Source organism: Salipiger sp., assembly GCF_059781815.1.
In genome coordinates this window covers 1-25,834 of record NZ_JBYNAH010000048.1, presented here as the reverse complement: position 1 = coordinate 25,834, position 25,834 = coordinate 1, and the positions used below count along the sequence as shown (strand labels likewise).

Here is a 25,834-nt window from a genome sequence, read left to right as displayed (position 1 = left end):
TCACGAAAAGCAGCTGACCATCCGGGTGTTTACCGGCCTGACCCTGCTCGACACCATCCAGAACTCGGTGGGCGCGCCGGCGATGATGCCCGACTGCATCACCCCGCACGAGGAATCGGTGCTGACCAACATCGCCTTCATGGAGGCGGTGCACGCGCGCAGCTACTCGTCGATCTTCTCGACCCTGTGCTCGACCCGCGAGGTCGATGAGGCGTTCCGCTGGTCGGACGAGAACCCGCACCTGCAGGCCAAGGCCCGCGCCGTGCTCGAGACCTACGCCCCCGAGGCCGACCCGCTGAAGCGCAAGATCGCCAGCGTCTTCCTCGAGAGCTTCCTGTTCTATTCCGGCTTCTACCTGCCGATGTACTGGTCGAGCCGCGCCAAGCTGACCAACACCGCCGACCTGATCCGCCTAATCATCCGCGACGAGGCGGTGCACGGCTATTACATCGGCTACAAGTTCCAGCGCGGTATGGAGCTGGAAAGTCCCGAGCGCCGGCAGGAGCTGAAGGACTACGCCTTCGGCCTGCTCTTCGAGCTCTACGACATCGAGGCGCGCTACACCGAGGAGCTTTATGACGGCATCGGTCTGACCGAGGAGGTGAAGGCCTTCCTGCATTACAACGCCAACAAGGCGCTGCAGAACCTCGGCTTCGAGGCGCTGTTCCCGCCCGAGGCGGCCGAGGTCAACCCGGCGATCCTCGCCGCGCTCAGCCCCGACAGCGAGAACCACGACTTCTTCTCCGGCTCGGGCTCGAGCTACGTCATCGGCCGCGCCGTGGCGACGGAAGACGAAGACTGGGATTTCTAAGCCGCCGATCAGATCCGCGACGATGACACGGCCCGCGCCTCTCGGCGCGGGTCGTTTGCTTTTGCAGTTCCAGCCCGCCGAAAAGCGCGGGCCTCCCCGCTTTAGCGTCACACAGACCCGTTCTTGCCCGGAGGCTCTATCGGGGCTGTTTCGGTCGTCGGCGCAACCGCCGCTCACGGCGCACACCTGTGTCAGTAGGCCCCCGCATTGGCCGGCTTGCTGCGCTTCTCGCCTCCTGCCGAGAGGTCGAAGGGGGCCGCGGCGTAGCGCCCCTCGACATAGCCGCGCGCCGGAGACTGCTCGGTCAGGAGAAAATTGCCTCGCTCCGATGCGACGAACTGTGGATCCTGCGTCACGAAATTATGGCGGACATCGAAGCCTGGCTGCCCGCGGAACCTGTCGAAGATCCTCGCGGGTGCCCGCGGGCTGAACACGATATTGCCGACAAAATCCACGCCCCGCACCACACCCGCCGCGTGCCAGTCCGGATCCGCCCATCCGGACAAGCGCACCGCGTGCGAACCGGGCGCGCGTCCGCAATCGAAGACGGTGTTGAACCGGATCCTGACATTGGAAATCGTCCCATGCGGGCCATCTCCGGGGTGGCGCTGACAGTAGATCCCGGCGCGCTCCATCCCGCGGAATACGTTGTTGTAAACACGGATGTCCTCGAGCGACTGGTGAAGCGGCAAATCCGCATAGCGCGCCTCGGCCTCGTCCGCCTCGCGGGCCAGTACGATGCCAATACGGCAGCCTGCCACATGGTTCGAATGCACCGCGACATTCCGCACCGAGTTGCGCCCGGCATCGAGATAGATGCCGTATCTCTCGATATTCTCGATCGAATTGAAGCAGATCTCTCCGCCGTCGACGCCGGCCTTGTAGTCGATTCCGTATTGGCGGCTGTCATGCACACGATTGCCCCGGGTGACGATATTACCGCAGGAGGATGTGACCGTGATCGCCTCATTGCGCCCGCCGCCGGTTGAGAAATCGGTCGGCAGGTTCGTCGCCGAGACATCGTTCTCGTCGATCACGACATCGACGATCCGGGGGCGCGCTTCGCTGGCATAGCGTTCCCGCGGAGGATAGCCGGCCACCATGATTCCGGCATTGCCGGTGCGCCGGATGCGGTTGCCCGACACCACGTGATGCCCGCATCGTGCCCCCGCCGGCCCGCCCAGCAGGTAAATTCCCCGCTCCGAGCAGTCTTCAATGGTCAGATTCCGAATAACGAGATGGGACTGGAACGCGACCCGGATGCCGTTGCGCGCGACCGCCCTGCGCGACCCGCCCGCCCCGCCGTAGAGCCGATGCGCCGCTAGATCGCCCCGGATGATCGCCTCGCGCTCTTCGCCGGGGAAGGCAGATATCGTGATGGGCCGGCCTGGCTGCCCGGAGCGGTCGACGATGAACGGCGCGTAGAAGCCGGCCCGCAGATACACCCGATCCCCGGCCCGGGCGTGCCGCAGCGCCATCCGGGGCGTCCGGAAGGGGTTCGACAGCGTCCCGTCTCCACCGGCGTCGTCTCCGCTCGGAGCGACGTGAATATCCCGCCCTTGCCAGAGGTCTTGCTTGGCGCTCTCGGCAAGCAGGCTATGGGGCACGACGAGGTAGGTGCTGCCAAAGGACAGAAGATCCCTACGACTGATCGGTAAAATCGTCACCTCCCCTCGAAACACGCTCTTCACGCAGCGCAATGGTTCAGTATTTGGACCCCAAACGCGTCATCTGGCACCTTCAGATCTGCAGCCCGGCCCCGCTCGATGGCGCACGAATGCACGCTTCTGAAAAGCCCTGCTTCGATGCCCACTGGTGCGATGCCCACTGGTGCGATGCGCATTGCCACGACACCCGTCGATACCGCAGGCCATCGATGACATTGTGTAAAAGGAATTTCGTTAAGAATTGGTTTCGATAGATTGGAAACCGGACATGGGCGGACAGGCAATCACCCGGCCGCCATGTTCAGTCAATGAAAAGACGACCGGTCGTCTCAGACCGGATTGCCCGCACGCCGCGGTCTCCTGACTCGCTCCACGACCGCACTCAGCCCCACGAGCGGCCGACCTGCGCACAGCGCACTCCGAAATACTTGCTCACGCGCCGCGCCGCCGCTGATCGCGCCGCACATGACAATAGCGCCGAAACTTTTCAGCAAAACCAATGCCTTAACTTGGGAAGTGGTGCCCCCACACGGACTCGAACCGCGGACCTACTGATTACAAATCGTATCACGTAGGCAGGTGAGCCAGCACGAGCCGACACGAGCCAGCACGAGTGAGCATCAAATAACTATTTACATACAAAGGTTTGCTCGATTTTTTCTCGTCGAGCTGATCGCGCCTTGCTATCCTGTTGATACGCCAAAGCGCGGGATTCTGGCTCAAAATGGCTCAAGACGTGGCGCAAGCATCGCACGCGTGCTGAGCAGCGCTAGAAAGGTATTATCAATGACTACCAAAGCCTTGACTGCTCGGGCAGTCGATACTCTCAGGATTCCGGCGGGCAAGCCGAACGTAACGCTATGGGACGCTGCCTGCCCTGGGCTTGGCGTGCGTAAGGGCAAACGCGGGACAAGCTGGATACTGCGCGTGCAGATCGACGGTAAGCGTAGGATCGAAACGTTCGGCTCATATCCATCGATGGGGCTGGCAGACGCCCGCGCATACGTCGCTAGTGTAAGGGACGGCAGCGAGCAGAGCGTGCTGGAAGCACGTTTACAGAGCATGCGCGCTGCGGATGATAGACGACCAGCTGGCGATGCTTCATCCCCACAGAAAGCCCTCTCAGAGGCTGTAACGGTGCAGGAGGGCTTCGAGCTTCACTTTGCTCGCCACGTCGCGCCGAACCTAGCGCGGCCCGAGGCCATCAGAGGCCACTGGGCGCGCGATCTAGCGCCGCTCGTGGGGCATCTGCGCATGAGCGATTTGCGACGGGCTGACGTGCTGGCGGTCGTCGATACGCTCAGCGCGACGAAGACAAAGGCCGTTAGCGCTGCGGGCATCCGCTTGCTGCGCTCCACGCTTAACTGGCTCGCTGATCGCGAATACGTCGAAGCAGGCATCGCGGCCCGCATCCGCGTTAAGCCACCAGCCGCCCGCTCGAGAGTGTTCAGCCCAGACGAGCTTCGCCAAGTGATCAGCGCGGCGGAAGCGATGGGCATTCGACCGGCGGGAGTCGTTCGCCTGCTCTGCCTGACGGCCTGCCGCAAGGACGAGATCGCTGGCCTGCGATGGGGCGAGATCGATCTGGCTCAGCGGCTCATCACGCTCAGCGCGGAGAGGGTGAAGACGGGCGAGGCGAGGATCGTCTACCTCTCTGGCGCGGCGGTCGAGCTGATCAACGGCCTTCGCCCGCATGGCGATGAGACGCACGTTTTCCCGGCCCTGCGTGCAGGCACGAAGCTGGGCTATTACGATGCCGGCAATCTGCCTTCGCAGATACGCCGCAAGCTGGCGTGGGCTGATTTTCGTCTGCACGATCTGCGCCGCTCAGCCGCCAGCGCGCTTGCCAGCGCTGGGTACGATCAGACGGTTATCAAGCTGGTGTTGGGCCACGTCTCCGGGCAAGTGTTTACAGGAGCGACCGGCGCCTACGTCACACGCGCGGCCTACGAGCAGCGCTGCCGGGAGGCCGTCGAAACGCTGGCGCAGATCGTCGCGGAGTGAGCGTTTAGCGCTGGCGCAGATCGTGCGGTAAGTTTTTTTTGCAGCGCTCTGTGTCAGCCCAGACCTTGTGTCCAATGTGTCCAATGGCCCACAGCTTCATTGGACACCTGACGCCCCTTATTTTTATGGCCCTGTCCAATGTGTCCAATGTGTCCAATCAATTTTTACTTTCTATAGAAAAAAGAGAAATGTAGTAGAAAAATCTTATATCCTACCCCTATAAGGGGATGCACGTTTTGACTGGACACATTGGACACATTGGACCCGCCCATATTTTTAAGGGGTTTTTCGTGTCCAATGGGAGGAATCTTGACTGGACAGTCGCCTGCTTCATTGGACACATGGGCTGATTTTACAAAATCGGGTGTAAAACTGCCCTGATTCGATAATACTTCAGGAAATATGGGCCTGTATAGGGCTTTTTTAGGAGGATGGCCCACGGGCCACCCACCACCAGCGCTGTTTGCTCGCCCAGATCGTCACTCGCCTCCGGTGAAAGCGTCGGCCTCTTCCTCCATCACCTTGCGCGCAATCGCGTGAGAGTCCATCTCAACACCCTTCGATATGAAGGCATCGAAGCATTCCTGCATCACCTCGAAGTTATACAGCCCAACACATCGCGCCCGGCGCTGCTTATCATCCGCGCCCTTGATCGTCAGGCGTTCCTCCTCGACCACTGCCCACTTATTGGCCTTCTTCCAAAACAGTCGTTTATCCTCGACTCGACCTCTCAGCCCCTTGGCCTTGTGCCAGTCAAGGTAGCATCTGTAAATATCGGCCTTCTCGTAATACTGCACACCAGCGCTGCTTGCGGTGTTGCTCCCCGCTCCAACGATAGCCGGGCCGATCATCCCGGAGTAAACAAGCCATGTTTCTGTGCTGATCACCTCATCCCAGAAGGCATCGCTTCCTGACAGGCTGGCGCGTTTCTGTGCGGCCAACTCGTCCGTCTTAGGTCTGTCTCTCTCCGCGTCAAAACCCTTCAAATCGATTTCGAGCAGGTGAGCCAGTATCTCCGCCTTCACCTCGGCCTTCTCGAAAAGCTGATTGCTCTTCTTGAGGAATGCCTTGTCTCCCGCCATCTCATCCGGCACGCGGATAGCGAAGTAACGTCTGTCCCCCAGCTCGATGTGCAGCGCATGGTCGTGATTTGACGAGGCGACGATTTTGAGCCGGTTCGTCCCAATGCGCGTATCGCCAAACTTCTTCTCGTATGTCAGCACAGCATCTGTGATGATAGGTTTGATCGCATCAGCGGCCTTCTTATCGCCGGAAAACATCGCCTCATCAAGAAAGATGAAAAGCTTGTCGAGCAGATGCCAGTTGAAACGCCCGATGAGCTGTTGCTCACTCGTAACGTGCAGCGCGTGCCGCCCGAAGATGGAGCAAATCAGGTTGAAAAGCGTGCCCTTGCCACTGCCTTGCTCGCCGATGAGAATGGGCATCACGCGGCCTATCTGAGCGGGCTGTTGGAAGCAGTATGCGAGCCAGCGAAGCAGGAATTTAGCCTGGGCTTTATCGCCACCCGTCAGCTTCTCGATGTGGGCGACGAATTGCTTCCAGCCCGCGCCGTCGCCTTTTTCCGGCGTGACGGTGAAACCGCGCCAAAGGTTGATGAGCTGACGATTGCCCCGTGAAATCGTCGCAGCGCAGTTATCTGGCTCGAACACGATCCCGTCGAAATACATCCGCTGGGCCGAGTCGAGCCATAACGGCGCTGCATGCTCGCAGATGATTTGCTCATAGCCGTCCTTGTCGACTTCGTGATAATAGACGAGCCACCCATGTTCAATATGCTTGAAGGCGTCTGGAGCCATCGCCTCAAAGATGCCCTCGTTTGGATCGTCCATATCCATCGCCCACCGGCAAACGACCGGCTTGCCGCCCATGACGCCGCAGAAGTATTCCTCATTGTACAGCTTGACGATTTTGACGATTGCAGCCGCGCGATTTTCAAACACATCAGACGGACAGAAGCCCTGTTGCTTCATGCCCAGAAGCATGTTTTGACGTTTCGTCCGGGCAAGCAGATCGGCGAGCGTCGTCTTAATCTTGCTCCGCAGCCCGTCAAGCTTCCCCAGCCCAAGGCCAGTCGCATCGCTGATGCCCTTCTTCTGGCTCGACCAATCCAGCACGCTCATGTGGGCTATGGGCCGGAGGGCTTCCTTCTTATCGTCGCTCACGCCTGCTTCCGTCAGGATGCGATCAATCGCCTGTGCAGGTGTTTCTAGCGGCTCAGGATGGAATCTCCGTATCTCGCTTGCACGCTTCGAAAGCTGATCGATTTCCCCGCGCCGCCGCGCTGTCTTCGCTGCCTCCTCTCGCTGTCGCCGGGCTACCTTCTGCTCGACTCGGCCTTTGGAAGCGAAACGCTTTGCCTTTTCATACTCGCCTTTGTCGATTTCACCTGCTTCAAACCGCGCTGTGATTTTCTCTTCGAAGGCGTCCCAGTCCTGCTCATCAACTGGCTCTGGCAGTAAGGCTTTATCTGCCAGCGCTGCCTTTGACAGCTTGATGCGAGTCTGGCCGTTAGCATGGGATACTGCGCTGACGATATTCCCCGGCTCGTCCTTCGTTCCTCGAATCTCCGCCAGCGCATCTTCGAGCGACTTTTTAGCTGAGCTTTCGTCGCTATTTACTTTTTCATCGCGTTTTACATCATTAGGCATTTACACTGCTCCAAAAGGTTAAGGATTGCCTTTGGCTCACCTTTCGATACAATTGGAGCGTGTTTACTATCGGGCCGCTGTGAAGCTTTCCCGAACCCAATGCTCCAAGAGAGTATGCCCCGCAGACTCATCACCTGCGGGGCATTTCTTTATGAGTGGGAAACGGCTCGCTCATTCATGAATGCGATCAGATCGCTTTCACGGTAGGCGATGCAGCGCTGGGAATACTTGATGTATGCAGGGCCTTTGCGACACCAGCGCCATTGCTGGAGTTGGCACTGATCAACACCGATATACTCGGCGGCCTCAGCGGGGTTGAGCATTCGCTCTTGAATTTGGGTAGTCTGATCGTCTGGCATTTACATTCTCCAAGCTCACCTAATCGAAACCCACCGGCGCTGTCACAGCGCTGGCTTGTGCTGACGCCCGCTTAGAGCGAGCTTCGGATTTCCTTTCTAGGTGAGCGAGAGCAAATGCTCCGACGCTCGAATCAGAGGGTATATCGGCGAGCCACGGGCCGTCAATAAAAATCCTTTGGCCTGACTCACTCTGTTTGACTTTACACCACTCAAGCAGACATGGAGATATATTCTCCTGCAATTTACAATCACGGAGGGCATTACTTTGGCCTACCGGCCGGTTTTAATTGCTGCCCACCTACTTCTCGCGTATATTGGAAGTAGGTGGGTGGCAGGTTTTTTCATCTCCCCCCTGCGCTCAACCCCTTTCTCGTTTCATTCGCCTGAAACAGATACGGCCCGGAGTCTTCACCTACTCCGGGCCTTCCCTCTATACGAACTCAACGTCGCATTGATCATGTAGGATCAAGTAAGCGTTCGATCCAAAGCCATATGCCGAGTAAGGCAGTCGCCAGAGCCGAATGCCTGGCGCGTCGATGCTCGCTATCTCGGCATACGGGAAGCAGAGCAGCGCTAGCTTTCGCCGGCCTTTGAACAGGCTGAACGGCTTGCTCATGCCTTCAGGCCAGCGCGGCAGGATATCGTAGCGATGCGCGGCGCGCGGCGGCGGGTATCCTCCGACCTCTTCAAACGACACGCGCTGGCCCTGCCCTCGTCGATGAAAATGGTAATCATCGAACCCACCGGGCGTGCAGTCGTTCTCGTCAGCGAGCAGTTGAACGTATTCGCTCGCACGCCGAGAAGGCCATTTCTTCTCGTAAAGCGTGGGCATCGCCATTGGCACGCGCAAGCATTTCAGTGCTGGTGGCTTTCGGGTAAGACACTTCGAGTGAGTCATTTATATACGCTCTCCGTTTCATTCGCCTGAAACCAGAGTAACCCCGAAGATGTGTAAAAAAAATAATCCTTTTCTTATATACAGACCCGATTTCTCAATATTCACGTCCTTTGAACGGCGACCACAGAAGAAGGTCCCGCCGGCCTGCGATGCAAGGCCAACCTCTTCCATGTCCCTCCCGTCCGTGCTTACGTGCGACCGCCATACAGGGAATATTGAGGAGTTGAATTTTGACGGACGTGTGGGACGGGGACAGGCTTGGGTACGATAAAATCGGCCACGCCTTTACGAACCTCGTGCAGTCGATAGATACCGAGAAGGTCATCTCTATCGAGGCCGGCTTCGGGCGGGGCAAAACGTTCTTCCGGACCGCTTGGGCTCAACAACTCCGAGACGCAGGAGAAGTCGTCGTTGAAGTCGACGTGCAGCAGAGCGACCACTCTGGCGACCCCGTCATTACGCTTCTCGGAGCGCTGTTGGAGGCGCTGCCGAAAACCGATGAAAGCAAGGGCAAGAAGGCGATTGAGTCAGCGAAAAAGCTCGCCGCGGTTGGCGCAAAAACAGTTGGACGAATGGTACTGAAATCCGGCGCTGACGAGATTATCGACGTGATCTCGGACACGGCCATCGATAAGCTTGAAGACTTCGACGCGCTCGATGGTGTCATCAAGGATGCCGGGAGCGCGATGTCCAAGGTCGCAGGCGAGATCATCGCATCTCAAATGGCTTCGGAGAAAGTCCGCAAGAAGGAGCTGCCGGAGCAGCTTGAGACGATGCGCGCAGCGCTGACGGAGGGCGCTCAGTATGAGCGGGTAGTTGTGATCATCGATGAGCTTGATCGCTGCCATCCTGAATACGCGATCTCCTTCCTTGAGGCGATGAAGCTGATCTTCAATCAGTATGGCTTTGTGTTCTGCTTGATGGTGAACGCAGACTACCTTGAAAGGCTGGCCCACCATCGGTTCGGCGCCGCCAGTGGTGATGAGAAGTACCTCGATAAGTTCGTTGATATTCGCCTCAAGCTCGAACCGAAGCCGGAAGCCTTTACAACGGCCGTTTATGACCTCGCACTCGACCTCCCTCTTGAAATCCCCTTCGGAGATTCTGCGGACTTTTCCATTGAACGCGCAGCGAATCTAGCGGGCGAGCTTGCGACACTATCAAGACTTTCGATGCGGAAAACGAAGCGAGTACTACTGAAGATCGAGCTGGCCCTTAGATGCTACAGCGATCACCCACTAGACGCACCGCTTCTAGTATTTATGGCCTTCTCCGATGAAAACTCAGGCTTAAAGCCTGAAGGGTTCTTAAAGCGCGCCACATTCACACCAGAATTTGGAGAAAGCACAATAAAGAGAGAGGGCACCATTGAATTCAACAGCCAGTCAGATGTGCGCAAGTGGGATCAGTCCCGAACGAAGATCATCATGGAACGAGCGCCGGAGCTACTAGAGTTACCTGTTGAGAGATACTCATCTCCAGACGATAAGGGCTATAAGGACTGGGTTAGAGTCCTAAAGCACCTTACCCCTGTCTACATCCCCTTCCACAGGGAAGTGTTGGATAGCGTGGCAAGCGTTCTCGTCTCTGACAGCGATCCAACTTAAGGAATTCATATCACCGATGCCTGATCTTAAGTTATCAAACGAAGGTGCGGCAAAGTATGCTCGCTTGATTATCGATCATATCTGCTGGCTTCGGGACAACATGGCCGCAGCTCGAAAGCAGAAGAAGCTTTACCTTACCTATGGAGAATTGGCCGAGAAGACTGGATATGGCGTCGCACTTGGAGCCGGATCTCTTCTCGATCTGATAATTGCGGCTCGCCAAGAGGCCAACCTTCCTGCGCTTGAGTTGTTCGCGGTAAATGTAAAAGGTGAGCTTGGTGGAGGCGATTGGATGGAAGACTTTGGCTACACTCGGGCCGATGTGCCGCGCCTTCGCCAAGAGGCCTTGGATTACGACTGGTCGACGGTTCGAATTGTGATGGAGCAGTAGTCCGTTCTTCCTTGGAAGGAATTAAGAGATAGAAATACGCTGCGAGCATCAAGCCGCGCTAGGCATCACACGCACAAGGTGCGAGAAGCTATAAGCATCCCAGCGCTGCGGTGGCGGCGGTTTGACGCCCACTTAATGGCCTCCAACCTCGGGCCAAGGGCCGTCGCCTCCCCAGCGCTGGCGAAACACATACACGTAAGATGCGGGCCGTGGGCGATCAACCTGCTGCCCGTTTTCGTTCGCCATTTGATCTGATGCAAGATCGATCAACACACGCTCGTCGAATCGTCCTAAGCTGATCGCGAAGGCCGGATGACGGTGTTGTGCCTCCCAGCGACGATGAATTCTCCGAGCCTTCGTCACTCAAATCTTGGAGGAAAAAGATGAAGGACAACGTAACCAACACATACGCCATCAGCACGACGAAAAGCCCAATACCTGAGTGGATAGCGCAGCAGCATGCAGAGGCGTATGATATAGCCCTTGCTTGCGCGCTCGATCTGGCCGCGCATACGCGGGTGATCGACTTCAGCGAGATACAGCGGGCGGGCGGGTATCTGCGAACATCTGACGATTACATCAGCCGCAAGATGATCAACACGTATTGCGGGCGGCAGTTTTTCGGCTTCTCCGCTGAGCAGATACCGGAAAAGAAGTGTATCGACCTGACGTTTGCGCTCGAAGCGCGGGCCGGAGAGAAATACCTAGGGCATGATATGTATCTGCTCGAAATGTTTGAACCGGCCTTCATATGGCAGGGGCGGGTCAAGTTCGAGAAGGCCAATGGCCCGCTCGTCATGCCTGTCGTCGTGAAGCAGGAGATCGAATACACTCTGCCCGGTCTATATCGCATAGGTCATATCGATCCGCGCGACGTGCCGGGCAATCTGTTCGACACGTCTGCTGTGCTGGAAGCGCAGATGATCTAAGAAGATAGGCAGCGCGCGATCCGGGGCGATCTTCACGCGCGCTGCCTGCGAGAGTGATCAAGACGATTGATCGCGACGACGATAAGCCATAAACACGCACGGAACGAGGGCTACGGGCCTCCTACGCTTAACAGGGTGCTAAGAGACTCCGAGTGCCGCCGTTTCGACGCGAAAGCGCGTCAATTTTCAAGGTCCTCGTCGATCTGGTGAAAAGGCCGCGCACCGGGGTCTGACGAGCGAGGCGAGAGGCGTGCTCCTCAGACCTTTTTCGGCAGCCTGCTCTAAAAGGTCCACTTATGATACGTTCAAATACCTTCGCGAGACTCGCTGCAGTTTCATTCTACCTTTGCGGTGGAACGGTTCACGCCGCTTCTGACGATGCGGGTTTGCTTGCTGAGATCTTCCACAAACTCATCGCCCCAACGGATAGAGCCGTTTACGCGCAAGATGCCGAGAATTTAGCTGCGCGTGGCGTCGATTGGCGGGATGTCGCAGACTATAGCAGTTCGTGTCAGGTCCAAAGGTTGCGGCGCGATGCCAGTAGAGCAGATCTAGAGATCATCCATTACATTTGGGTCAAGAATGCTGGCAACGAGGACCGGGCTGGCGCGACCGTGACACGGTCCATAGGTCAAGCAAGCTACAAATCAGCAGTGGAAGCATACGCGGGAGGAGCGTTTGACTGCCAATTTGACACGCTGGCCTACATCAAAAAGCTCAGCTCAAAGTAGATTGGCGCTCGGGATACCACATCACCGCTTAGCCATTCAATTATCAGGAGCAAGAAGTGAGCAGCCGTCGGCCGGGAAACCGCCGCCCGCGTCTTGCGCGCACTCGGTATTCAGAAAAATCGTCTCAGTTTCGACAGAGCCTTCCGACCAGCGCCTTCATCGCCTTCATCTCAGCCGTGCGCAGACCTTGACGGTAGTCCGGACGGGCCGCGCCCGGTGGCGCTCCACCTCCAGCACCGTGCAGACGGCAGACGTTCCAACCGTGCTCAGAAGGGCATCGCACCTCAGGCCCGCGCCCTTCGCCGTAGCGGTGCAGCGTGGCGCGTGTCTCAGGCGCAGCACCGGGCTTTCCGGGGTTTCATCGGGAAAGTACAATAGAGGCGCTCCATGCTTCGTGGCCAGCTTGGGGGCACCCGCGCCAGCCAAGTTCGGCTTGGCCCTGAATGTTGGGGACCTCTGAAGGTCCAGGACACATACAAATCGGATATCGGCTAGGGGACGGAAGCGGCGCGCTAGGCCGAGGACGTCAGGCGGGCGGTGTCCTGGCTGCCGCCCGTATCCCCGAGCGCGTGGGGCGTCGTTTCGACGACGTAGAGCGGATCCCGCGTGAGACAACCGCGGGAGACGGCCACAAGAACCGGAAAAGGGCTGCTGAGATCATGCGGGGGATCGCTGGGTCTCGAGAGCTGGCAGGGAATTACATGACCAGACCGTGGAGATTCTTGCCTCTCCATCCGTCTGGAGTGACTCGATCATCGGTGAAACAAGCAGCGCCTCCGCTGCCGACAGGTAGGTAGCGCAGAACCCTGCCATTCTTGATATAGAAGGTGTTGTTGCAGGCCGCGAATGTCGAAAAGCACGTCGAGTTTCCGGACACCGAAACAGTGTTAGAGCTGAAACTGGAAGCGTAGGATCCGCCTGAACAGCGGGCTACGTCAGCGCCATTTATGTAGTTTCTGACGGTCGTTCCATCAGGCAGTTGCCTGACCTCGACAGGCATCAGTGAGAACAATGGGTGGGTATCCAACTTGGAAACCGGCTGATTGGTCCAAGCGTCCAAGTCCTCCTGCCGCACGGTCGCACAAGCTGACAAAATCAACAGAGATACGAAGATCGTTCTCTTCATCAAAACCTCACTGTTTTAGCCGGGCATTCCCGATGTGCCCGCCGGCTAGTCTCAAGATCGCCTGACGACGCCGGCAAATCAAGTGCGTGTCGCTCCGAGCGAAGTCTGCGGTCGCGCAACCGCTTGTACGGCAAACGGACCGAGATTGGCCTAACCGGCCGCTGAAAACTCCAGCCTCGACTGTCGAGGTGCATAGTTGCCCCACTACGACGCGATCTCGTGGAGCTGGTCGTTTTCGCCCGAGCAAAGGCACGATCAGCTCTGCGAAATCTGGCGTTCGAAGGAGTTTGTCAGCAGCCTGCGAAGGCGTTCAACTGTCGTATTTCGCGGAGGAGCAGAAACACCCGCCCGGTTTTCTTGATCCTCCGCTCGCGCTCCAATCGACTCAGCGGCATGCGAGGTGTCGCGCGAATTCTTGGCTTTACTCATGCGTGGCCCGCTTTCATTAACTCAGCCTCAAGAGGCATGAAGCATGGGCTGATCGGCTCGCGGCCAATATCAGCCAACGTCTCGTTGAGCAGATCGACGGCCTCCGAATAGGCTTGGCGCAAATCGGCCTCTACTTCGGCGGGCGTCGTATCAGCGTGAATACGGATTTGACCTGTCACCAGCGCTCGATACTCGGCTTGCATGTCGGCGATCATCTGTTGCGCATCGTCAATGACGGAGACGAAACGGGCCAGCTCGGCGGGCGTCATTCAACAGCCTCCTGCTCTTTGGGCTGATCAGCGCGCTTGAAATTCTCCGGCCCGAGCACGTCGATCAGCTCAAGGGGATTCGTCACTGGCGCGGCCCGTAGCGTGCTGAAGTCTGGCGCGGGGCTGATCGATCCGGCGCAATTGTCGAATGCTTCAGGCCCGCGATTGGAGGCCGGGAAGCTGTAAATCGCGAATAGATTTCTCACTGGCTCGCTCAGCGCTGTGTGGATTTCTGCGCTGGGGATTTTGAAGAATGGCACGAGCAGATCGCGCGGGTTGATGGGCAGAGATTGGGCTAGTCTCTCTGCCACCCGGTGCGCGTCCGACCACTCTGCCAGTTTCAACGCGAAGGCGTGCCAAATCTCCAGCGCCGGGAGAGAGGCTATCTGCTTCGCCGTTTGCTTGTCGCTATCGGAGACAAAGGTTCGATCTGTCTTCAGGCGCCGTGCGCGGAGATGATCAGCTTGGATCGTGTAGAGCATCGACGCATCCGTCCCATTGATCGCGCGGGCGGTCTGATCCTCCGGTGGCAACAGCACGTAGGAATACTCCGGCGATGCTTGGCCCGTAAGGATGCGATACGCGATATCGCCCAGATGATGGTCAATCTCATGCAGCGCCAGTGAGTGCGTGTGCGGGAATTTGGCGGCTTGGCTCATTTGGCGCGCTTCCTGACTTTGATGCGATTGGTCGTTTTCTTGCTCAGCGAACCACGGGCCAAGCGTTGTGCGGCTGTTTCCATCTGCTCCACGATTTCATCAAAGGAGCCATTGAACCCGAGATACTGCGCCCACGGCGCGTAATGGCGAAGCTCGGCCTTTTGGATTGTGTAAATCGTAATTTTGTCGATGCCGTCCATCTCGCGCCGGATCGCGTTCGCTCGCGCATTTAGCGCGTTGGAGAGAATGGCGACGGCAAGCTTTCGATAGGCTTCATCGTCTGTGTGATACACACCCTCTCGCTCTAGCGCGCTCGTCACGGTGTTGAAGATGACGTGCTCATCCGGCAATTCTGGCGGCGTGTGATCGCGGGTAAATGTGGGCGTTTCGATATTCATGCGGCTAGCAATCGTTTCGCGAGCTCAATAATCGCCTGGACTTCGGGATTCTTGTCGATATGGCGCTGCACATCGGCCCGTTTGAACAGCTCTTCACTCAGAAGGCTTTCGAGCTTTTTGCGCGTTTCTAGGATTTGCTCTTCTACCCAGCGCTCGAACTCTTCAGGCGTTTCGCCTTTTTCGATTTCGCGGTGGTATGTGTCCGTGTAAACGGGCTGATCGCCGGGATATTGATAGAAGCAGATTTTCAGGTTATCGCGATCCGGCTCGCCCGTTTCAAAATCCGTCGCCTCTTGCACCGTTACATGGACGATCCCGGCGAGCGTAAGGCCTAACGCATTCCACGCTTTGACGGGATCAGATTTGATCAGCGCTTGCGCTTTGTGATACCAGCGCGCCTGATGTATTGGATTGTGCGGATCGAACACCAGCCCGTCAGCCGTCTTGAACTTGCCGTCGCTCAGATCATATTGAAGCGGGTGATCGTTGCGCCCGGTGGGCTTGGATTTCAGCGCTTGCTTAGACATAGCTTGGGGCCTTCTTAGGATCAGCGGTCGCCGCTTTGAAATGTCTATCAACGGCCCGTAGCGCGGCCTCTGGATGGTGCGAGCGGATCAGATCGGGCAGATACAAATCGACAACATCCAGCCGTTTATCCATCACGATACGGGCCAAATTGGCGAGCTGGATGGAGGTGAGAATTTTCTCCGTCGCGGCGATATAGCGCTGGCTTTCCATTGTGCCGACGATTGATTTAGAAAGCTCGATATCGCGCTCGCTCAGATCGGCCTCGAGCAGATGCTTGCGATCCTGCGGGAGACGAGGCCAACCGCGCTTTAGCGCCAGTGGCCCCAGCGCAGCGTATGCAGCGATCTTCCGTTGCTCTGCATCCAGCACGTCAGGCATATGCACAGCGGCTTCGCCGGAGTTGATAGACACGTCGAGATACACACGCGCTGACTTGTAGCGCTGGGGGTAAACGTCTTGGATGCACGCGGCCCAACAGGCGATGTGGGCGAGTTCGTGGCGGGCGATTTCAAAGGTGTTGAACGGAGTCATTGCTCAGCCTCCGAAGTCTTTGGCGATCAGCGCGGGCAAACGCTTGGCTTCGCCTGATAGGATTTGCGCTTTTCTGAGATGGAGATTCTCGGACCGCTCATTGAGCTGACGGAGGTTGTGCTTTACGAAGTCCGATAACGTACCCTTGAGCAGCGCGTTTTGATCCAGCCCGTCGAGCCGCGAATTGAACTTGTCTTCCTGCTCATCGAATAGCTCGGCGATGGCGCTGAATATGGCTTGTTGGCTTACTTGGCTCATGCTGTCGCCTCCGCCAGCTTGGCCCGGATTTCGGACTCATCGAGATTTCGATACGCGCGGTATCGTTTGACCTTCTTCACCTTCAAATCCTCCTCAAGCAGGTGGCGGAATTTCGTTTGAAGGACAGATGAGTTGATGTTGGCGGCCGACGCCCAGGGATCGAAATCGGCTTGTCCGTATTCAGCGTTGGGCAGGATCAGATCGCGCCACTCGTCAGGCAGATGCTTGTCTACACCCTGCTCGATCAGCCCGGAGATATTCGCGTTGAAGCAGAAGCTTGACTGCGCGGATTTGGTGAGCAGATATTCGGACTTTGTGTAGCGCTCTGCGGCTGTTTTTTCGCACTGTTGAAGCTGCGCTAGGGTATCCTCATGGATTGCGATTGATGCTTCCAACTCTTCACCGAGAGAGCTATTTGGGGCAGCGCTGGTGAGCTTTTGCACGAGGTGATAAGTCTCGGCTGCACATGCGACGGCGGGCGGCGCGTTGGCAGGTAGCGCGCCGGATTTCAGCGCTGCGATAATCTGCTCGTGCTGATGGATTTCAGCGCGGAGAGCGGTTAGCGCTTTGCGGGCGAATGAGAGCGTGTCGCGCGCCTCGCAGTAGACTTGATACGGATCAGCCCGTGAGCGATCTGCATCTAGCGGGTCCGTGTTGATAACGCCAAGCCGTTTGCCCAGCGCTGTGCGGATCGTTTTGAGCGAGTTAGAGGCAAGCTGTTTCGATAGGATGATCGTCGCGCCATTATGGCTCACCGTTGGCGCTGAGAGGGTGTAGAGAAGGGCCATTAATCGTCCTCGAATTTGGCGAGCAGATCATCCTCAGCGGCATCGCTCTTGGCTTCCTTGACGCCTTGCGCCTCTAGCGCTGCTTTCTTGATGAGCTGTTTGGTATCAGGGGCAGATTGGTTGATAATTTTCGTTAGCGCCGTGCGGCGTGAAAATAGTTGCGCGACGATCCGCACATAAGGATGCGGCAACAGATTGCCAAAGCGGTTGGTGATTAGATCGCCCTCATCCTCGAGCAGTTGCTGCTTAGCGCGGATTTCAACGTCGATCTTGACCAGCTCAGCGACATGGACGAGATCAGATGGAAGCCACTTATCGGGTGGGCGGGCTGATGTGTATTCGCCCCAGCGCTCTTGCGCGAAATCGTCTGCCTCGAAATCATATGCCGGTGGGACGGTGGGCACGCGCTGGTAATCTGCGAATTTCTTGACAACCTCCATCGTATTCTCGGGAGTTCGTTTGCGCATTGCCATAGAGATTGCCCTCACCTTTGCAGGTATTTTAGACAGTTTAAATGTATATAGTTAGATATATTTCTTGGCAGAAGGGTGAAGCTGAATGGGAAGGTAAATAGGCATGTAAATAAGCTGCTGCTCGGTGTGGAGCATTTTTGACTCGTTGTGCTCTTCTAGCTGGTAAATTTGCCAGCTACTAGCTTCATCAGAGTCAAAAATGCTCCACATGAAGCGCTGGGAATCTGAATGTGTAAATAAATATGGGCGTGTGCAATTTGGCACGGGCGACTTTTTGGCATCACATAGTTTTCGTGTCTATCCCTGACCGGTGCGTCATCCCTTGTGTTGCCCAGAGCAGCCCCCGCGAACCCCTTGCTTACACGCCGGCTCGCAAGGCTGGACGTCAGCACGTATGGCGCGCGCAGAGTATCTCGGCGCATTTCCAGAGCAACGACGCACCTGTGTAGGAGCCGCACCTTCACCTAACAGGCCGCTGAAAAGCTCTGGCCTCGACTTGCGAGGTGCATAGCTACCCCACTAAGATCCGATCTCGTGGAGCTGTTCGTTTTCGCACGACCCAAGGCGCGATCAGCTCTGCGAAGTCTGGTGTTCGATGGAGTTTATCAGCAGCCAGCCCTTGAGAACGCCCCGACAGGCGAGGCGAACTCGAGGCTCAGCGCCGACATTTTCACTCCGCCTGTGTGCTTCAAACGCAACGCGACGATTTCCCCTTGCAGAGGCAATCCTTGCATTAGTCTGACTTTCGGTTCCTTGTCTCTGCAGGACCGACAATGGGGTGAGTATGGCGACTGATATCAAGATAAGGCGACTCGATGACAATAGCCTCTACCGTGCCTTTGCATCGGCTCGGGACGCGGGACAAGCGGCATTGGATAGAGCCGAGGGGCTCCACGGCACGTCACATCAAGTGGTGCTTGACTTCAACTCCAACTTCCCCTGGAAGATAAGCGAGGATGAGCTCTCATCTGCACCCCCCGGTCAATTCACAGTCACAAATGCCAGAGTTCTCTTCCGGCTGAGCGTAGATGACAAGCGACCTAATCAGAAGAGAAATGAGTCTGTTTCTTTCAGTCTCGTGCGCGCTGGGGGTGACCATTTAGTCGACACCTTCAGGATAGACACATCTTCGCCCGCTACTAGCATTAATCAGCCTGCCGAGACGACAGTCGTCAAGGCGATCTACACCGCTCTTTCGCCACTTCTTCAACCCGTTGCCCCAGAAGACGGTGGGCTCGTCACCACTCTCTCAAACTTATCTGAAGCATTCAGCGCCACCTATCAGGGTATTGCGAAGGAGCTCTCAAGTGCCGTCGCTGCTGTCAACGACGAACGCGCCAAGCAACTATCTGAATTCGAAGATGAACGCAGACGACTCCGAGAAGAGATGGTGAAGGAGCGCAGTGAATCTGCCGACCTCGCAAAGAAAGAGCTTGAAATCGCACGTGCAGAATTGGCGCGCGAGAGAGAGGAAATAGATGCGGCGGCGGCTAAGCTAGAAATCAGCAGCCACAAGGATGCTCGCAGAAAACAGTTTACAGCGCTGCAAGAGAGCCTCCGTGACGCTCTCGGCAAACCTATCGTAGATTCGAGGCTGAACAAAAACCGCTGGGCCGTTTTCTGGGCCTTTTTCGCTGCGGGCGTAACGGCGGCTGTCCTCGCGATCTTGACTCTCAGCTATCAGACTACTGGCAACACCTCAACCGCAGCTTGGCTACTTCCCGCTGTCAAAACGGGCCTTCTGTCTCTTACGTCAATCGGCGCATTCTTCAGTGCTGCTGCGTGGCTTCGGTATTTCTACATCCGTGACATGCAGTTTCAGGAAGAGATGCGCCGTTTTCGGAATGACATGGCACGTGCATCTTGGGTTATGGACGCAGCAATGGAGATCAGAAAAGAACACGATGAGGAAATCCCGCCCGAATGGATCGCAGGTGTCACGGAAGGACTCTTTTCTGCTCGGAAGAAGGATACCCTTGAAGAAGGGGCTCAAGCGCTTGCAGCCTTGATGGGTCTCAGCGCTTCCGCCACCATCGGTCCGAACGGCCCATCCTTTGAGCTCAACAAGAGCGGCAAAAAGAAAATTGCTGCTGCCGCGAAAGAATAGTCCCTGAGGATGGAGTAGAGCCTTCGAAGCTCTCAACGTGTAGACGAGGTCGCCGACATGGCACTTTCAGATGTCACCGCTCAATCTATTTTAATGGCTTGCAACGAATACGACCAAATCGGGAAAACCCGTTTCCTGGAGAAATACGGCTTCAAGCCATCAAGAACCTACCATCTCTTCAAGGATGGGCGCTACTATGACTCCAAAGCAATCGTCGGCGCGGCGCATGGCTATCTTGGGGAAGGCTTCGCTCCACTTCAGGCAGCAACTTTTTCTGGAGGCCTGAATCAAACAGTGCAGGTTTTCGAAGATCTCGGCTTCACAATAGTTGTTGATCCACCGCCAACGCGAAATCCGGACTGGACCCGTGAGGAGCTTGTTCTTGCTACCGAATTCTATCGGCAGCACGCTCCAAGAATTCCCGGTAAGACCACCCGTGCGCTCATAGAGTTGTCGAACGAAATTCGCGCTGCAGCCACAATGCAGGGGCTGAAGGGAAATAGCACCTTCCGCAACCCAAACGGCGTCTACATGAAGCTGATGGAGCTTCGTAAATATGATGATGCATATGCAGGCGTGGGTCTCGGACATTCGAAGTCTAGGGGCATCGAACTTGAGGCCTTCAGCTTGCCAGAAGTCGACCTTCTGGTTGAGGCCCGAGTAGTCCGGCAACGGATTTCGGAGTTTCGCGAAAGTGGTGGAGAAGTCGTATCCGCCGAACGCTCTCTTCCGAAATCCGCGGTTCTTCGCGAACTACTGGAAAGCGAAGACCCTGTTGAGCACAGGATGGCGCAAGCGCTTGTCGATTGGCAGGAGGTCAAGCGCGACGGTGGCCGCTTTCCCGGCCTAGGTCGGGAGCCCGGCCAGATACGCAAGTACGGTGCAGTGCATGTAATAGAACAGCGCGTGAAGGCCCGGACTAGTGGCTTTGACGAGGTCTCTACCGCAGCCTCCGGCGAGAGTTATGAACAAATCGTGGTCGATCACCCCGACCGCTTTTCACCAGATGTTGTCGAAATAGCGCGCTTTCGACTATCCCAGCTTGAGATCGCTACACCCACCGAAGATCGGGAAGAACTAGCCCGGAAGACCGCCGCTATCCTTGAACAACCGGCCCTCATCAGCGCTCCGCCTGCTGGCAATCCAAATCCAGCGAAGAAGCTCGCGGCGGCAACAGTATTCGTTCGCGACCCACGGGTCGTGGCCTTCACACAGATGCGAGCTGGCGGTGTCTGCGAGCTTTGTGAAGCACGTGCTCCTTTCAAGAAGGTCGATGGAACACCGTATCTCGAAACGCACCACATTCTTCCGCTGGTCGAAGGAGGTGCAGATACTGTCGATAACTGTGCAGCGCTGTGCCCCAACTGTCATCGCGCGCTTCACTCCGCCGATAATCGCGACAAGCTCTCCGAGATGCTAAGAGCGAGGCTCGCAGAGCGGAGCTAGCCACGTTCAACTTTGCCGACAATTTAAAATTCGGTTTCAGCGAAGGGCGCCTCAGCGCCTCAGCGCCTCAGATATACCGCCAAACAATGGCTCAAGAATGGCTCAAAAGCCATGAGCCATGGGCGGACGATTAGCGCTAAGTGTATGAAATCAATGGTGCCCCCACACGGACTCGAACCGCGGACCTACTGATTACAAATCAGTTGCTCTACCAGCTGAGCTATAGGGGCACCGTGGCGCAAGGGATATGCCAGCCGGCGGGGTGGGTGCAAGCGATATCTAGCGGTTGGCGCGGGCCAGAAGACCCACCGCCGCAAGCCCCACCGCGATCACCAGCATCGCCGCCGGGGCTGCGCCGCCGAGGTTCTCCAGAGAGGCCTGCTCATGCACCCGCGTGGCCAGCGTCTCGTAGTTGAACGGGCGCAGCAGCAGCGTCGCGGGGAGCTCCTTGACGCAGTCTACGAAGACCAGCAGCAGCGCCGAAGCGACCGAGGCGCGGATCAGCGGGTAGTAGACCTCGGCCAAGGTCTGGCCCTGGCTGCGCCCAAGGGAGCGCGCGGCCAGCGCGAGGTTGGGCGAGACCCGGCCGATCGCCGCGTCCGCCGCGCCCTGGGCGATGGCGAAGAAGCGCACGAAATAGGCCAGCACCAGCGCGAAGGCCGAGCCGGTCAGCACCAGGCCGATATCGCGCCCGGTCAGCGCCTCGACCCCGTCGGCCAGCGCGTGATCGAGCCCCGCGAGCGGGATCAGGATGCCGACGCCCAGCACAGCGCCCGGGGCGGCGTAGCCGATGGTGGTGACCGGCAGCAGCAGCCGCGGCAGCGCCCGGCCCGAGAGCCGCACGCCGTAGACAAGGAACACGCCCCCCAGTACCGTCAGCACCGCCGCGAGGCCGCAGACCGTCAGCGTGTGCAGCCCGGCCTGCCAGAGCCGCGGGTCGGCCCAGTTTTCGGCATGGCGAAGCGCGTGATGCAGGATCACCCCTGCGGGCAGCACGAAGCCCATGCCGAAGGGGATGGCGCAGGCCAGCGTCGCGAGCCACGCCCCGCGGCCGGGCAGCGGCTTGCGCGCGACTGGGCGGTGACGGGTCGAGAGGTTGAAAAACCGCATCCGGCGGCGCGAGCTCTTCTCGAGCAGCACCAGCAGGATCACCAGCGCCAGCACGGTGGAGGCGATCTGCGCCGCGCCGCCGGCATTGTTGCTTTGCAGCCAGACCGAGAAAATGCCGGTGGTGAGGGTCTGCACGGCGAAATAGTCGACGGTGCCGAAATCGTTCACCGACTCCATCATCACAATGGCCACGCCCGCGGCGATGGCGGGCCGCGCCAGCGGCAGGCCCACGCGCCAGAACCGCCCCAGAGCACCTGTGCCAAGCGACTGCGCCACCTCCTCCGACGAGGCCGATTGCTCGCGGAAGGCATTGCGTGCCAGCAGGTAGACGTAAGGATAAAGCGCCGCCGCCAGTACCACGATGGCGGCGCCCATGGAGCGGATCTCGGGGAACCAGTAATCGCGCGCGGTCTGCCAGCCGAAGAGGCCGCGCAAGGCCGTCTGCACGGGGCCGGCATATTCCAGCAGGTCGACCAGCGCGTAGGCACCGACATAGGCCGGGATCGCCAGCGGCAACAGCAGCAGGTATTCCAGCCAGCGCCGCCCGGGAAACTCGTAGCGCGCGATCAGCCAGGCGGCGCCCGAGCCGGCGCAGCCCGCCAGCACGCCCACCCCGACCATCAGCACCAGCGTGTTGCTCAGGTAGCGCGGCAGGGTGGTGGAGACGAGGTGCGGCCAGATGTTCTCGGCCGGGAAGGCGGCGATCCAGAGCACCGCGAGGATCGGCCCCAGCACGATGGCAGCGATCAGCACCGCGCCCGCCGACCACGGGCTCGGCCAGCGCAGGCCACGGGCGGTCTTGGCTACGCTGTGATCTGCCAGGCTCATATGGGGCTCCCGTATCGGCGCATGGGGGATTGCGGTTTCACTTGTCGCGAAAGCCCTTATAGTCCGGCGACGTCGCATTCAAAAGAGCGGGCCATGCAGATCAGTCTCCATATCGGCGTCCACGGCACGGATGAGGACCGGTTGCTCAAGGGGCTGCTGCGCAATGCCGACGAGTTCCGCAAGGACGGCGTGGCGATTCCGGGGCCAAGTCGCTACCGGGCGCTGCTCTCGGATGCGCTCAACGGGCTTGGCGACGGCACACCCGCGCCGGAGGCGCGCGAGGTGCTGCTCGACACCATCCTGACCGAGGATCCCGAGACCGTGTCGCGACTGTGCCTGAGCCACGAGAACCTGCTTGCGGTGCCAAAGCTGGCGCTGGCGGGCGGGCGGCTCTACCGCAAGCTCGAGCAACGGCTGCAGGGCATGCAGAAGCTGTTTCCCGGCGACCGCATCGGGATCTATCTCGGGCTGCGCGATTTCGCCACCTTCCTGCCGGCGGTCTACAAGGCGACACCGCATGGCAGCTTCGACGAGTTCCTCTGCGGGGTCGATCCGATGCACCTGCGCTGGTCGGACCTGATCCGCCGCATCCGCGAGGCGGTGCCGGGCATGCCGGTCACGGTCTGGTGCAACGAGGACACGCCGCTGATCTGGGGGCAGATTTTACGCGAGATGGCGGGCATTCCGCTGGAGCGCAAGATCATCGGCGCGTTCGACGTGTTTTCGGAGATCATCAATCCCGAGGGCATGCGGCGCTTCCGCGCCTTCCTCAAGGAGAATCCGAGCGTCAACGAGGCGCAGAAGCGCCGGGTGATGACGGCGTTTCTGGACAAATACGCGCTCGATGACGCGATCGAGGAAGAGCTCGACCTGCCGGGCTGGGATGCCGCCTATGTCGACATGCTGACCGAGCTCTACGACGAAGACGTCTGGCAGATCGGCCAGATGCCGGGGGTGCGGCTTCTCACGCCCTGAGGGCGTTGTGCCGCCGCCGGGGGGAAAGGGGCGCTGCCCCTCTTGGCGCGGAGCGCCAATTCACCCCGGGATATTTTTGGCCAGAAGAAGCAGGGGCGTGGTCTCGGGGCCAGGCGCTGGCACGGGGGCGGCGATCCTCCGTGCCGGGGCGCAGAGCGGCGGGGGGGGGCCGCCCCTGCCAGGGGCCGTCACTCCATGCCGAGCGCGGCCTTGTACATCTCGAGCACCGCCTCTTCCTCGGCGATGTCGTCCTTGTCGCGCTTGCGCAGGGCAATCACCTTGCGCAGCACCTTGACGTCGTAGCCGCGGCCCTTGGCCTCGGCCATGACCTCTTTCTGCTGGTCGGCGACTTCCTTCTTCTCCGCCTCGAGGCGCTCGTAGCGCTCGATGAAGCTGCGCAGCTCGCCTGCCGCGACGCCGTAGCTGTTGCTCGAACCTTCGTCTTGCATCGGTTGTGTCTCCTGCCGGTATGGCGCCCTGATTACTCCAGCCCGCGCGCGACCATCAAGGGGTTGCGACAAGACCGGCGATGGATTACCGCAGGCCGGGTTTTCCGGGAGTGAAGGACGATCGCGATGGAATGGCTGATCTGGCTGGGTGCGCTGATCTCGGTGCTGGGGCTTCTGGGCCTGCTGTTCTGCATCGCGCGGGTCTGGAGCGCGCGCCGCAAGGGGCTCGACGACGAGGCGCTGCGCGAGGTGGTGCGCAAGGTGGTGCCGCTCAACATGGGCGCGCTGCTGTTCTCGGTGCTGGGGCTGATGATGGTCATCATGGGCATCTTCCTCGGCTGAGGCGCACCCGCCGGCCCGGACTTTCTCAGCGGTTCAGCGCGTCGAAGCTGCGGCCGTTCTTGATCAGCTCGTCAAACACCGGCTCTGGCGCCCAGAAGGCGCTGTCCGGGTGGTCGAGCCCTTCCATGGCCCGGCGCACCGAGAGCAGGCCATAGACCCCCACGAGATGCATCGGACCGCCGCGCCAGCGCGGCAGGTCGAGCGCCAGCGTCGCCACCACGTCGATATCCGAGGGCCGGGTCGCCATGCCCGAGGCCAGCATCCGCGCGCCTTCGTTGGCCATGGCGCCGAACACGAGACGGCGGATCTGTTCGTGCGACATGGGCTTTGCCGCGGGGCGCTCGGCGTCGAGCAGCGCGGTCAGGCCGGTATCCTCGGAGGGCATCGCGGGCCGGCCCTCCCAGAGATAGAAACCGGCGCCCCCGGCCCGGCCGGTCCGCTCGTGGCCGACAAGGACCTCGGACCAGTTGCGCGCGCCCTCGGCGCGCGGGCGGCTGGCGAGATCGGGCAGCCCGCGCTGGTCGGCGGCGAGGAACGGCGGGCGATGCCAGCCCCAGTCGCGGAAGGCGCGGTCGATCTCGTAGGGGTGCTGACCGAGGTCGACGAGCGCATCGGCGGCCCGTTGCGCGGCCGCCATCAGGCGCGAGGCGATGGTCTCCCCGCGCGAGGTCACCCGCACCGGGATCTTGTCGAGCGCGCGGGCCAACGCGCGGGCGGCGACGATCTGGTCCTGCATGGCCGCCGGCCCCGCGATCACCTCGATCAGCCGCGCGGCATGGATCGGCGGCGCAAAGCGCAGACCGACCTGACGCACCTTGCCCGGGAACGCGCTGACGCGGGGGATGCCCTCGGGCGCCGGCACGTCGCCCTGACCGCGCGCCGCGTGGACGATCATCTCGACCCCCTCGGTCATGTCGGCGCTGTCGCCAATCCGAAGATCGGCCATCCGGTCGAGCGCATCGTCCTCGGAAATCTGGCCGCGCCTGACGAACTCGTCGAACACGTCGCGCAGCCGCGGCACGCCTTCGCGCAGCGCCGCCGGATCGCGCGTG

Annotated in this window: 24 protein-coding genes and 1 tRNA gene; 9 read left to right on the top strand and 16 right to left on the bottom strand. The window is 59.1% G+C overall.

What is annotated here, in order from left to right; genetic code table 11:
• Nucleotides 1-811, top strand: an 811-nt coding sequence (gene nrdF / locus AC6RA4_RS07875) for a class 1b ribonucleoside-diphosphate reductase subunit beta (RefSeq protein ID WP_500159082.1), incomplete at its 5' end; no start/stop codon positions are given.
• A 191-nt stretch (nucleotides 812-1,002) separates the two neighbouring features.
• Here the strand turns inward: nrdF and AC6RA4_RS07870 are convergent.
• The gene (locus AC6RA4_RS07870; RefSeq protein WP_500159080.1) at nucleotides 1,003-2,502 is read right to left on the bottom strand and encodes a right-handed parallel beta-helix repeat-containing protein; all 1,500 of its coding nucleotides are present in this window, start codon (nucleotides 2,500-2,502) and stop codon (nucleotides 1,003-1,005) included.
• A 762-nt stretch (nucleotides 2,503-3,264) separates the two neighbouring features.
• Here AC6RA4_RS07870 and AC6RA4_RS07865 point away from each other — a divergent pair.
• Complete coding sequence (locus tag AC6RA4_RS07865; RefSeq protein WP_500159078.1) at nucleotides 3,265-4,482, top strand: tyrosine-type recombinase/integrase; 1,218 nt, start codon at nucleotides 3,265-3,267, stop codon at nucleotides 4,480-4,482.
• A gap of 479 nt (nucleotides 4,483-4,961) precedes the next feature.
• Here AC6RA4_RS07865 and AC6RA4_RS07860 read toward each other — a convergent pair whose 3' ends face one another.
• From AC6RA4_RS07860 to AC6RA4_RS07850, 3 genes are all read right to left on the bottom strand, one after another.
• Nucleotides 4,962-7,151 (bottom strand): DUF5906 domain-containing protein, encoded by a 2,190-nt coding sequence (locus tag AC6RA4_RS07860; protein ID WP_500159076.1) that lies wholly within the window; start codon nucleotides 7,149-7,151, stop codon nucleotides 4,962-4,964.
• Between the two features lie 149 nt (nucleotides 7,152-7,300).
• Nucleotides 7,301-7,510: a helix-turn-helix transcriptional regulator gene (locus AC6RA4_RS07855; protein WP_500159074.1), complete on the bottom strand. Its 210-nt coding sequence runs from the start codon at nucleotides 7,508-7,510 to the stop codon at nucleotides 7,301-7,303.
• Between the two features lie 430 nt (nucleotides 7,511-7,940).
• The gene (locus tag AC6RA4_RS07850) at nucleotides 7,941-8,342 is read right to left on the bottom strand and encodes a hypothetical protein (RefSeq protein ID WP_500159072.1); all 402 of its coding nucleotides are present in this window, start codon (nucleotides 8,340-8,342) and stop codon (nucleotides 7,941-7,943) included.
• Nucleotides 8,343-8,647: 305 nt separating this feature from the next.
• On the opposite strand from AC6RA4_RS07850, the gene AC6RA4_RS07845 reads away from it, so the two are divergent.
• From AC6RA4_RS07845 to AC6RA4_RS07835, 3 genes are all read left to right on the top strand, one after another.
• On the top strand, nucleotides 8,648-10,015 hold the full coding sequence (locus tag AC6RA4_RS07845) for a KAP family P-loop NTPase fold protein (protein WP_500159084.1): 1,368 nt from the start codon (nucleotides 8,648-8,650) through the stop codon (nucleotides 10,013-10,015).
• A 16-nt stretch (nucleotides 10,016-10,031) separates the two neighbouring features.
• Nucleotides 10,032-10,406, top strand: a complete 375-nt coding sequence (locus AC6RA4_RS07840) for a hypothetical protein (RefSeq protein ID WP_500159070.1) — start codon at nucleotides 10,032-10,034, stop codon at nucleotides 10,404-10,406.
• A 383-nt stretch (nucleotides 10,407-10,789) separates the two neighbouring features.
• A complete protein-coding gene (locus tag AC6RA4_RS07835) occupies nucleotides 10,790-11,335 on the top strand; it encodes a hypothetical protein (protein WP_500159068.1) in 546 nt (181 codons plus the stop codon).
• A 2,282-nt stretch (nucleotides 11,336-13,617) separates the two neighbouring features.
• Here the strand turns inward: AC6RA4_RS07835 and AC6RA4_RS07830 are convergent.
• The 8 genes from AC6RA4_RS07830 to AC6RA4_RS07795 are packed head-to-tail and all read right to left on the bottom strand — an operon-like array spanning nucleotide 13,618 to nucleotide 17,492.
• On the bottom strand, nucleotides 13,618-13,890 hold the full coding sequence (locus tag AC6RA4_RS07830; RefSeq protein WP_500159066.1) for a hypothetical protein: 273 nt from the start codon (nucleotides 13,888-13,890) through the stop codon (nucleotides 13,618-13,620).
• Complete coding sequence (locus AC6RA4_RS07825; protein WP_500159064.1) at nucleotides 13,887-14,549, bottom strand: hypothetical protein; 663 nt, start codon at nucleotides 14,547-14,549, stop codon at nucleotides 13,887-13,889. Before AC6RA4_RS07825 ends, AC6RA4_RS07830 begins: the two co-directional genes overlap by 4 nt.
• Nucleotides 14,546-14,947 (bottom strand): hypothetical protein, encoded by a 402-nt coding sequence (locus AC6RA4_RS07820; RefSeq protein ID WP_500159062.1) that lies wholly within the window; start codon nucleotides 14,945-14,947, stop codon nucleotides 14,546-14,548. Before AC6RA4_RS07820 ends, AC6RA4_RS07825 begins: the two co-directional genes overlap by 4 nt.
• Nucleotides 14,944-15,474, bottom strand: a complete 531-nt coding sequence (locus AC6RA4_RS07815) for a hypothetical protein (protein ID WP_500159060.1) — start codon at nucleotides 15,472-15,474, stop codon at nucleotides 14,944-14,946. The genes AC6RA4_RS07820 and AC6RA4_RS07815 overlap by 4 nt, the downstream gene beginning before the upstream one ends.
• The gene (locus AC6RA4_RS07810) at nucleotides 15,467-16,006 is read right to left on the bottom strand and encodes a hypothetical protein (RefSeq protein ID WP_500159058.1); all 540 of its coding nucleotides are present in this window, start codon (nucleotides 16,004-16,006) and stop codon (nucleotides 15,467-15,469) included. Before AC6RA4_RS07810 ends, AC6RA4_RS07815 begins: the two co-directional genes overlap by 8 nt.
• A 3-nt stretch (nucleotides 16,007-16,009) precedes the next feature.
• Entirely contained in the window at nucleotides 16,010-16,264 is a 255-nt protein-coding gene (locus AC6RA4_RS07805) for a hypothetical protein (protein WP_500159056.1), read from the bottom strand.
• Nucleotides 16,261-17,052: a hypothetical protein gene (locus tag AC6RA4_RS07800; RefSeq protein WP_500159054.1), complete on the bottom strand. Its 792-nt coding sequence runs from the start codon at nucleotides 17,050-17,052 to the stop codon at nucleotides 16,261-16,263. Before AC6RA4_RS07800 ends, AC6RA4_RS07805 begins: the two co-directional genes overlap by 4 nt.
• Nucleotides 17,052-17,492: a phage terminase small subunit, hendrixvirinae-type gene (locus AC6RA4_RS07795; RefSeq protein WP_500159052.1), complete on the bottom strand. Its 441-nt coding sequence runs from the start codon at nucleotides 17,490-17,492 to the stop codon at nucleotides 17,052-17,054. Before AC6RA4_RS07795 ends, AC6RA4_RS07800 begins: the two co-directional genes overlap by 1 nt.
• Nucleotides 17,493-18,309: 817 nt before the next feature.
• On the opposite strand from AC6RA4_RS07795, the gene AC6RA4_RS07790 reads away from it, so the two are divergent.
• Nucleotides 18,310-19,632 (top strand): hypothetical protein, encoded by a 1,323-nt coding sequence (locus tag AC6RA4_RS07790; RefSeq protein WP_500159050.1) that lies wholly within the window; start codon nucleotides 18,310-18,312, stop codon nucleotides 19,630-19,632.
• 57 nt (nucleotides 19,633-19,689) lie between these two features.
• Nucleotides 19,690-21,078 carry an HNH endonuclease gene (locus tag AC6RA4_RS07785; RefSeq protein WP_500159048.1) on the top strand — a complete coding sequence of 463 codons (1,389 nt, stop codon included), beginning with the start codon at nucleotides 19,690-19,692 and terminating at the stop codon, nucleotides 21,076-21,078.
• Nucleotides 21,079-21,232: 154 nt separating this feature from the next.
• On the opposite strand, the gene AC6RA4_RS07780 is transcribed toward AC6RA4_RS07785, so the two are convergent.
• Together AC6RA4_RS07780 and AC6RA4_RS07775 are read right to left on the bottom strand one after the other, a co-directional pair.
• A tRNA-Thr gene (locus tag AC6RA4_RS07780) sits at nucleotides 21,233-21,308 on the bottom strand.
• Nucleotides 21,309-21,357: 49 nt separating this feature from the next.
• Nucleotides 21,358-23,016, bottom strand: a complete 1,659-nt coding sequence (locus AC6RA4_RS07775) for an ABC transporter permease (RefSeq protein WP_500159046.1) — start codon at nucleotides 23,014-23,016, stop codon at nucleotides 21,358-21,360.
• 93 nt (nucleotides 23,017-23,109) lie between these two features.
• On the opposite strand from AC6RA4_RS07775, the gene AC6RA4_RS07770 reads away from it, so the two are divergent.
• The gene (locus AC6RA4_RS07770; protein WP_500159044.1) at nucleotides 23,110-23,991 is read left to right on the top strand and encodes a hypothetical protein; all 882 of its coding nucleotides are present in this window, start codon (nucleotides 23,110-23,112) and stop codon (nucleotides 23,989-23,991) included.
• A 188-nt stretch (nucleotides 23,992-24,179) separates the two neighbouring features.
• On the opposite strand, the gene AC6RA4_RS07765 is transcribed toward AC6RA4_RS07770, so the two are convergent.
• On the bottom strand, nucleotides 24,180-24,440 hold the full coding sequence (locus AC6RA4_RS07765) for a DUF2312 domain-containing protein (protein WP_007797838.1): 261 nt from the start codon (nucleotides 24,438-24,440) through the stop codon (nucleotides 24,180-24,182).
• 126 nt (nucleotides 24,441-24,566) lie between these two features.
• On the opposite strand from AC6RA4_RS07765, the gene AC6RA4_RS07760 reads away from it, so the two are divergent.
• Complete coding sequence (locus tag AC6RA4_RS07760; RefSeq protein WP_417743754.1) at nucleotides 24,567-24,782, top strand: hypothetical protein; 216 nt, start codon at nucleotides 24,567-24,569, stop codon at nucleotides 24,780-24,782.
• Between the two features lie 25 nt (nucleotides 24,783-24,807).
• On the opposite strand, the gene AC6RA4_RS07755 is transcribed toward AC6RA4_RS07760, so the two are convergent.
• On the bottom strand, nucleotides 24,808-25,834 hold a 1,027-nt coding region (locus AC6RA4_RS07755), incomplete at its 5' end, for a class I SAM-dependent methyltransferase (RefSeq protein WP_500159041.1).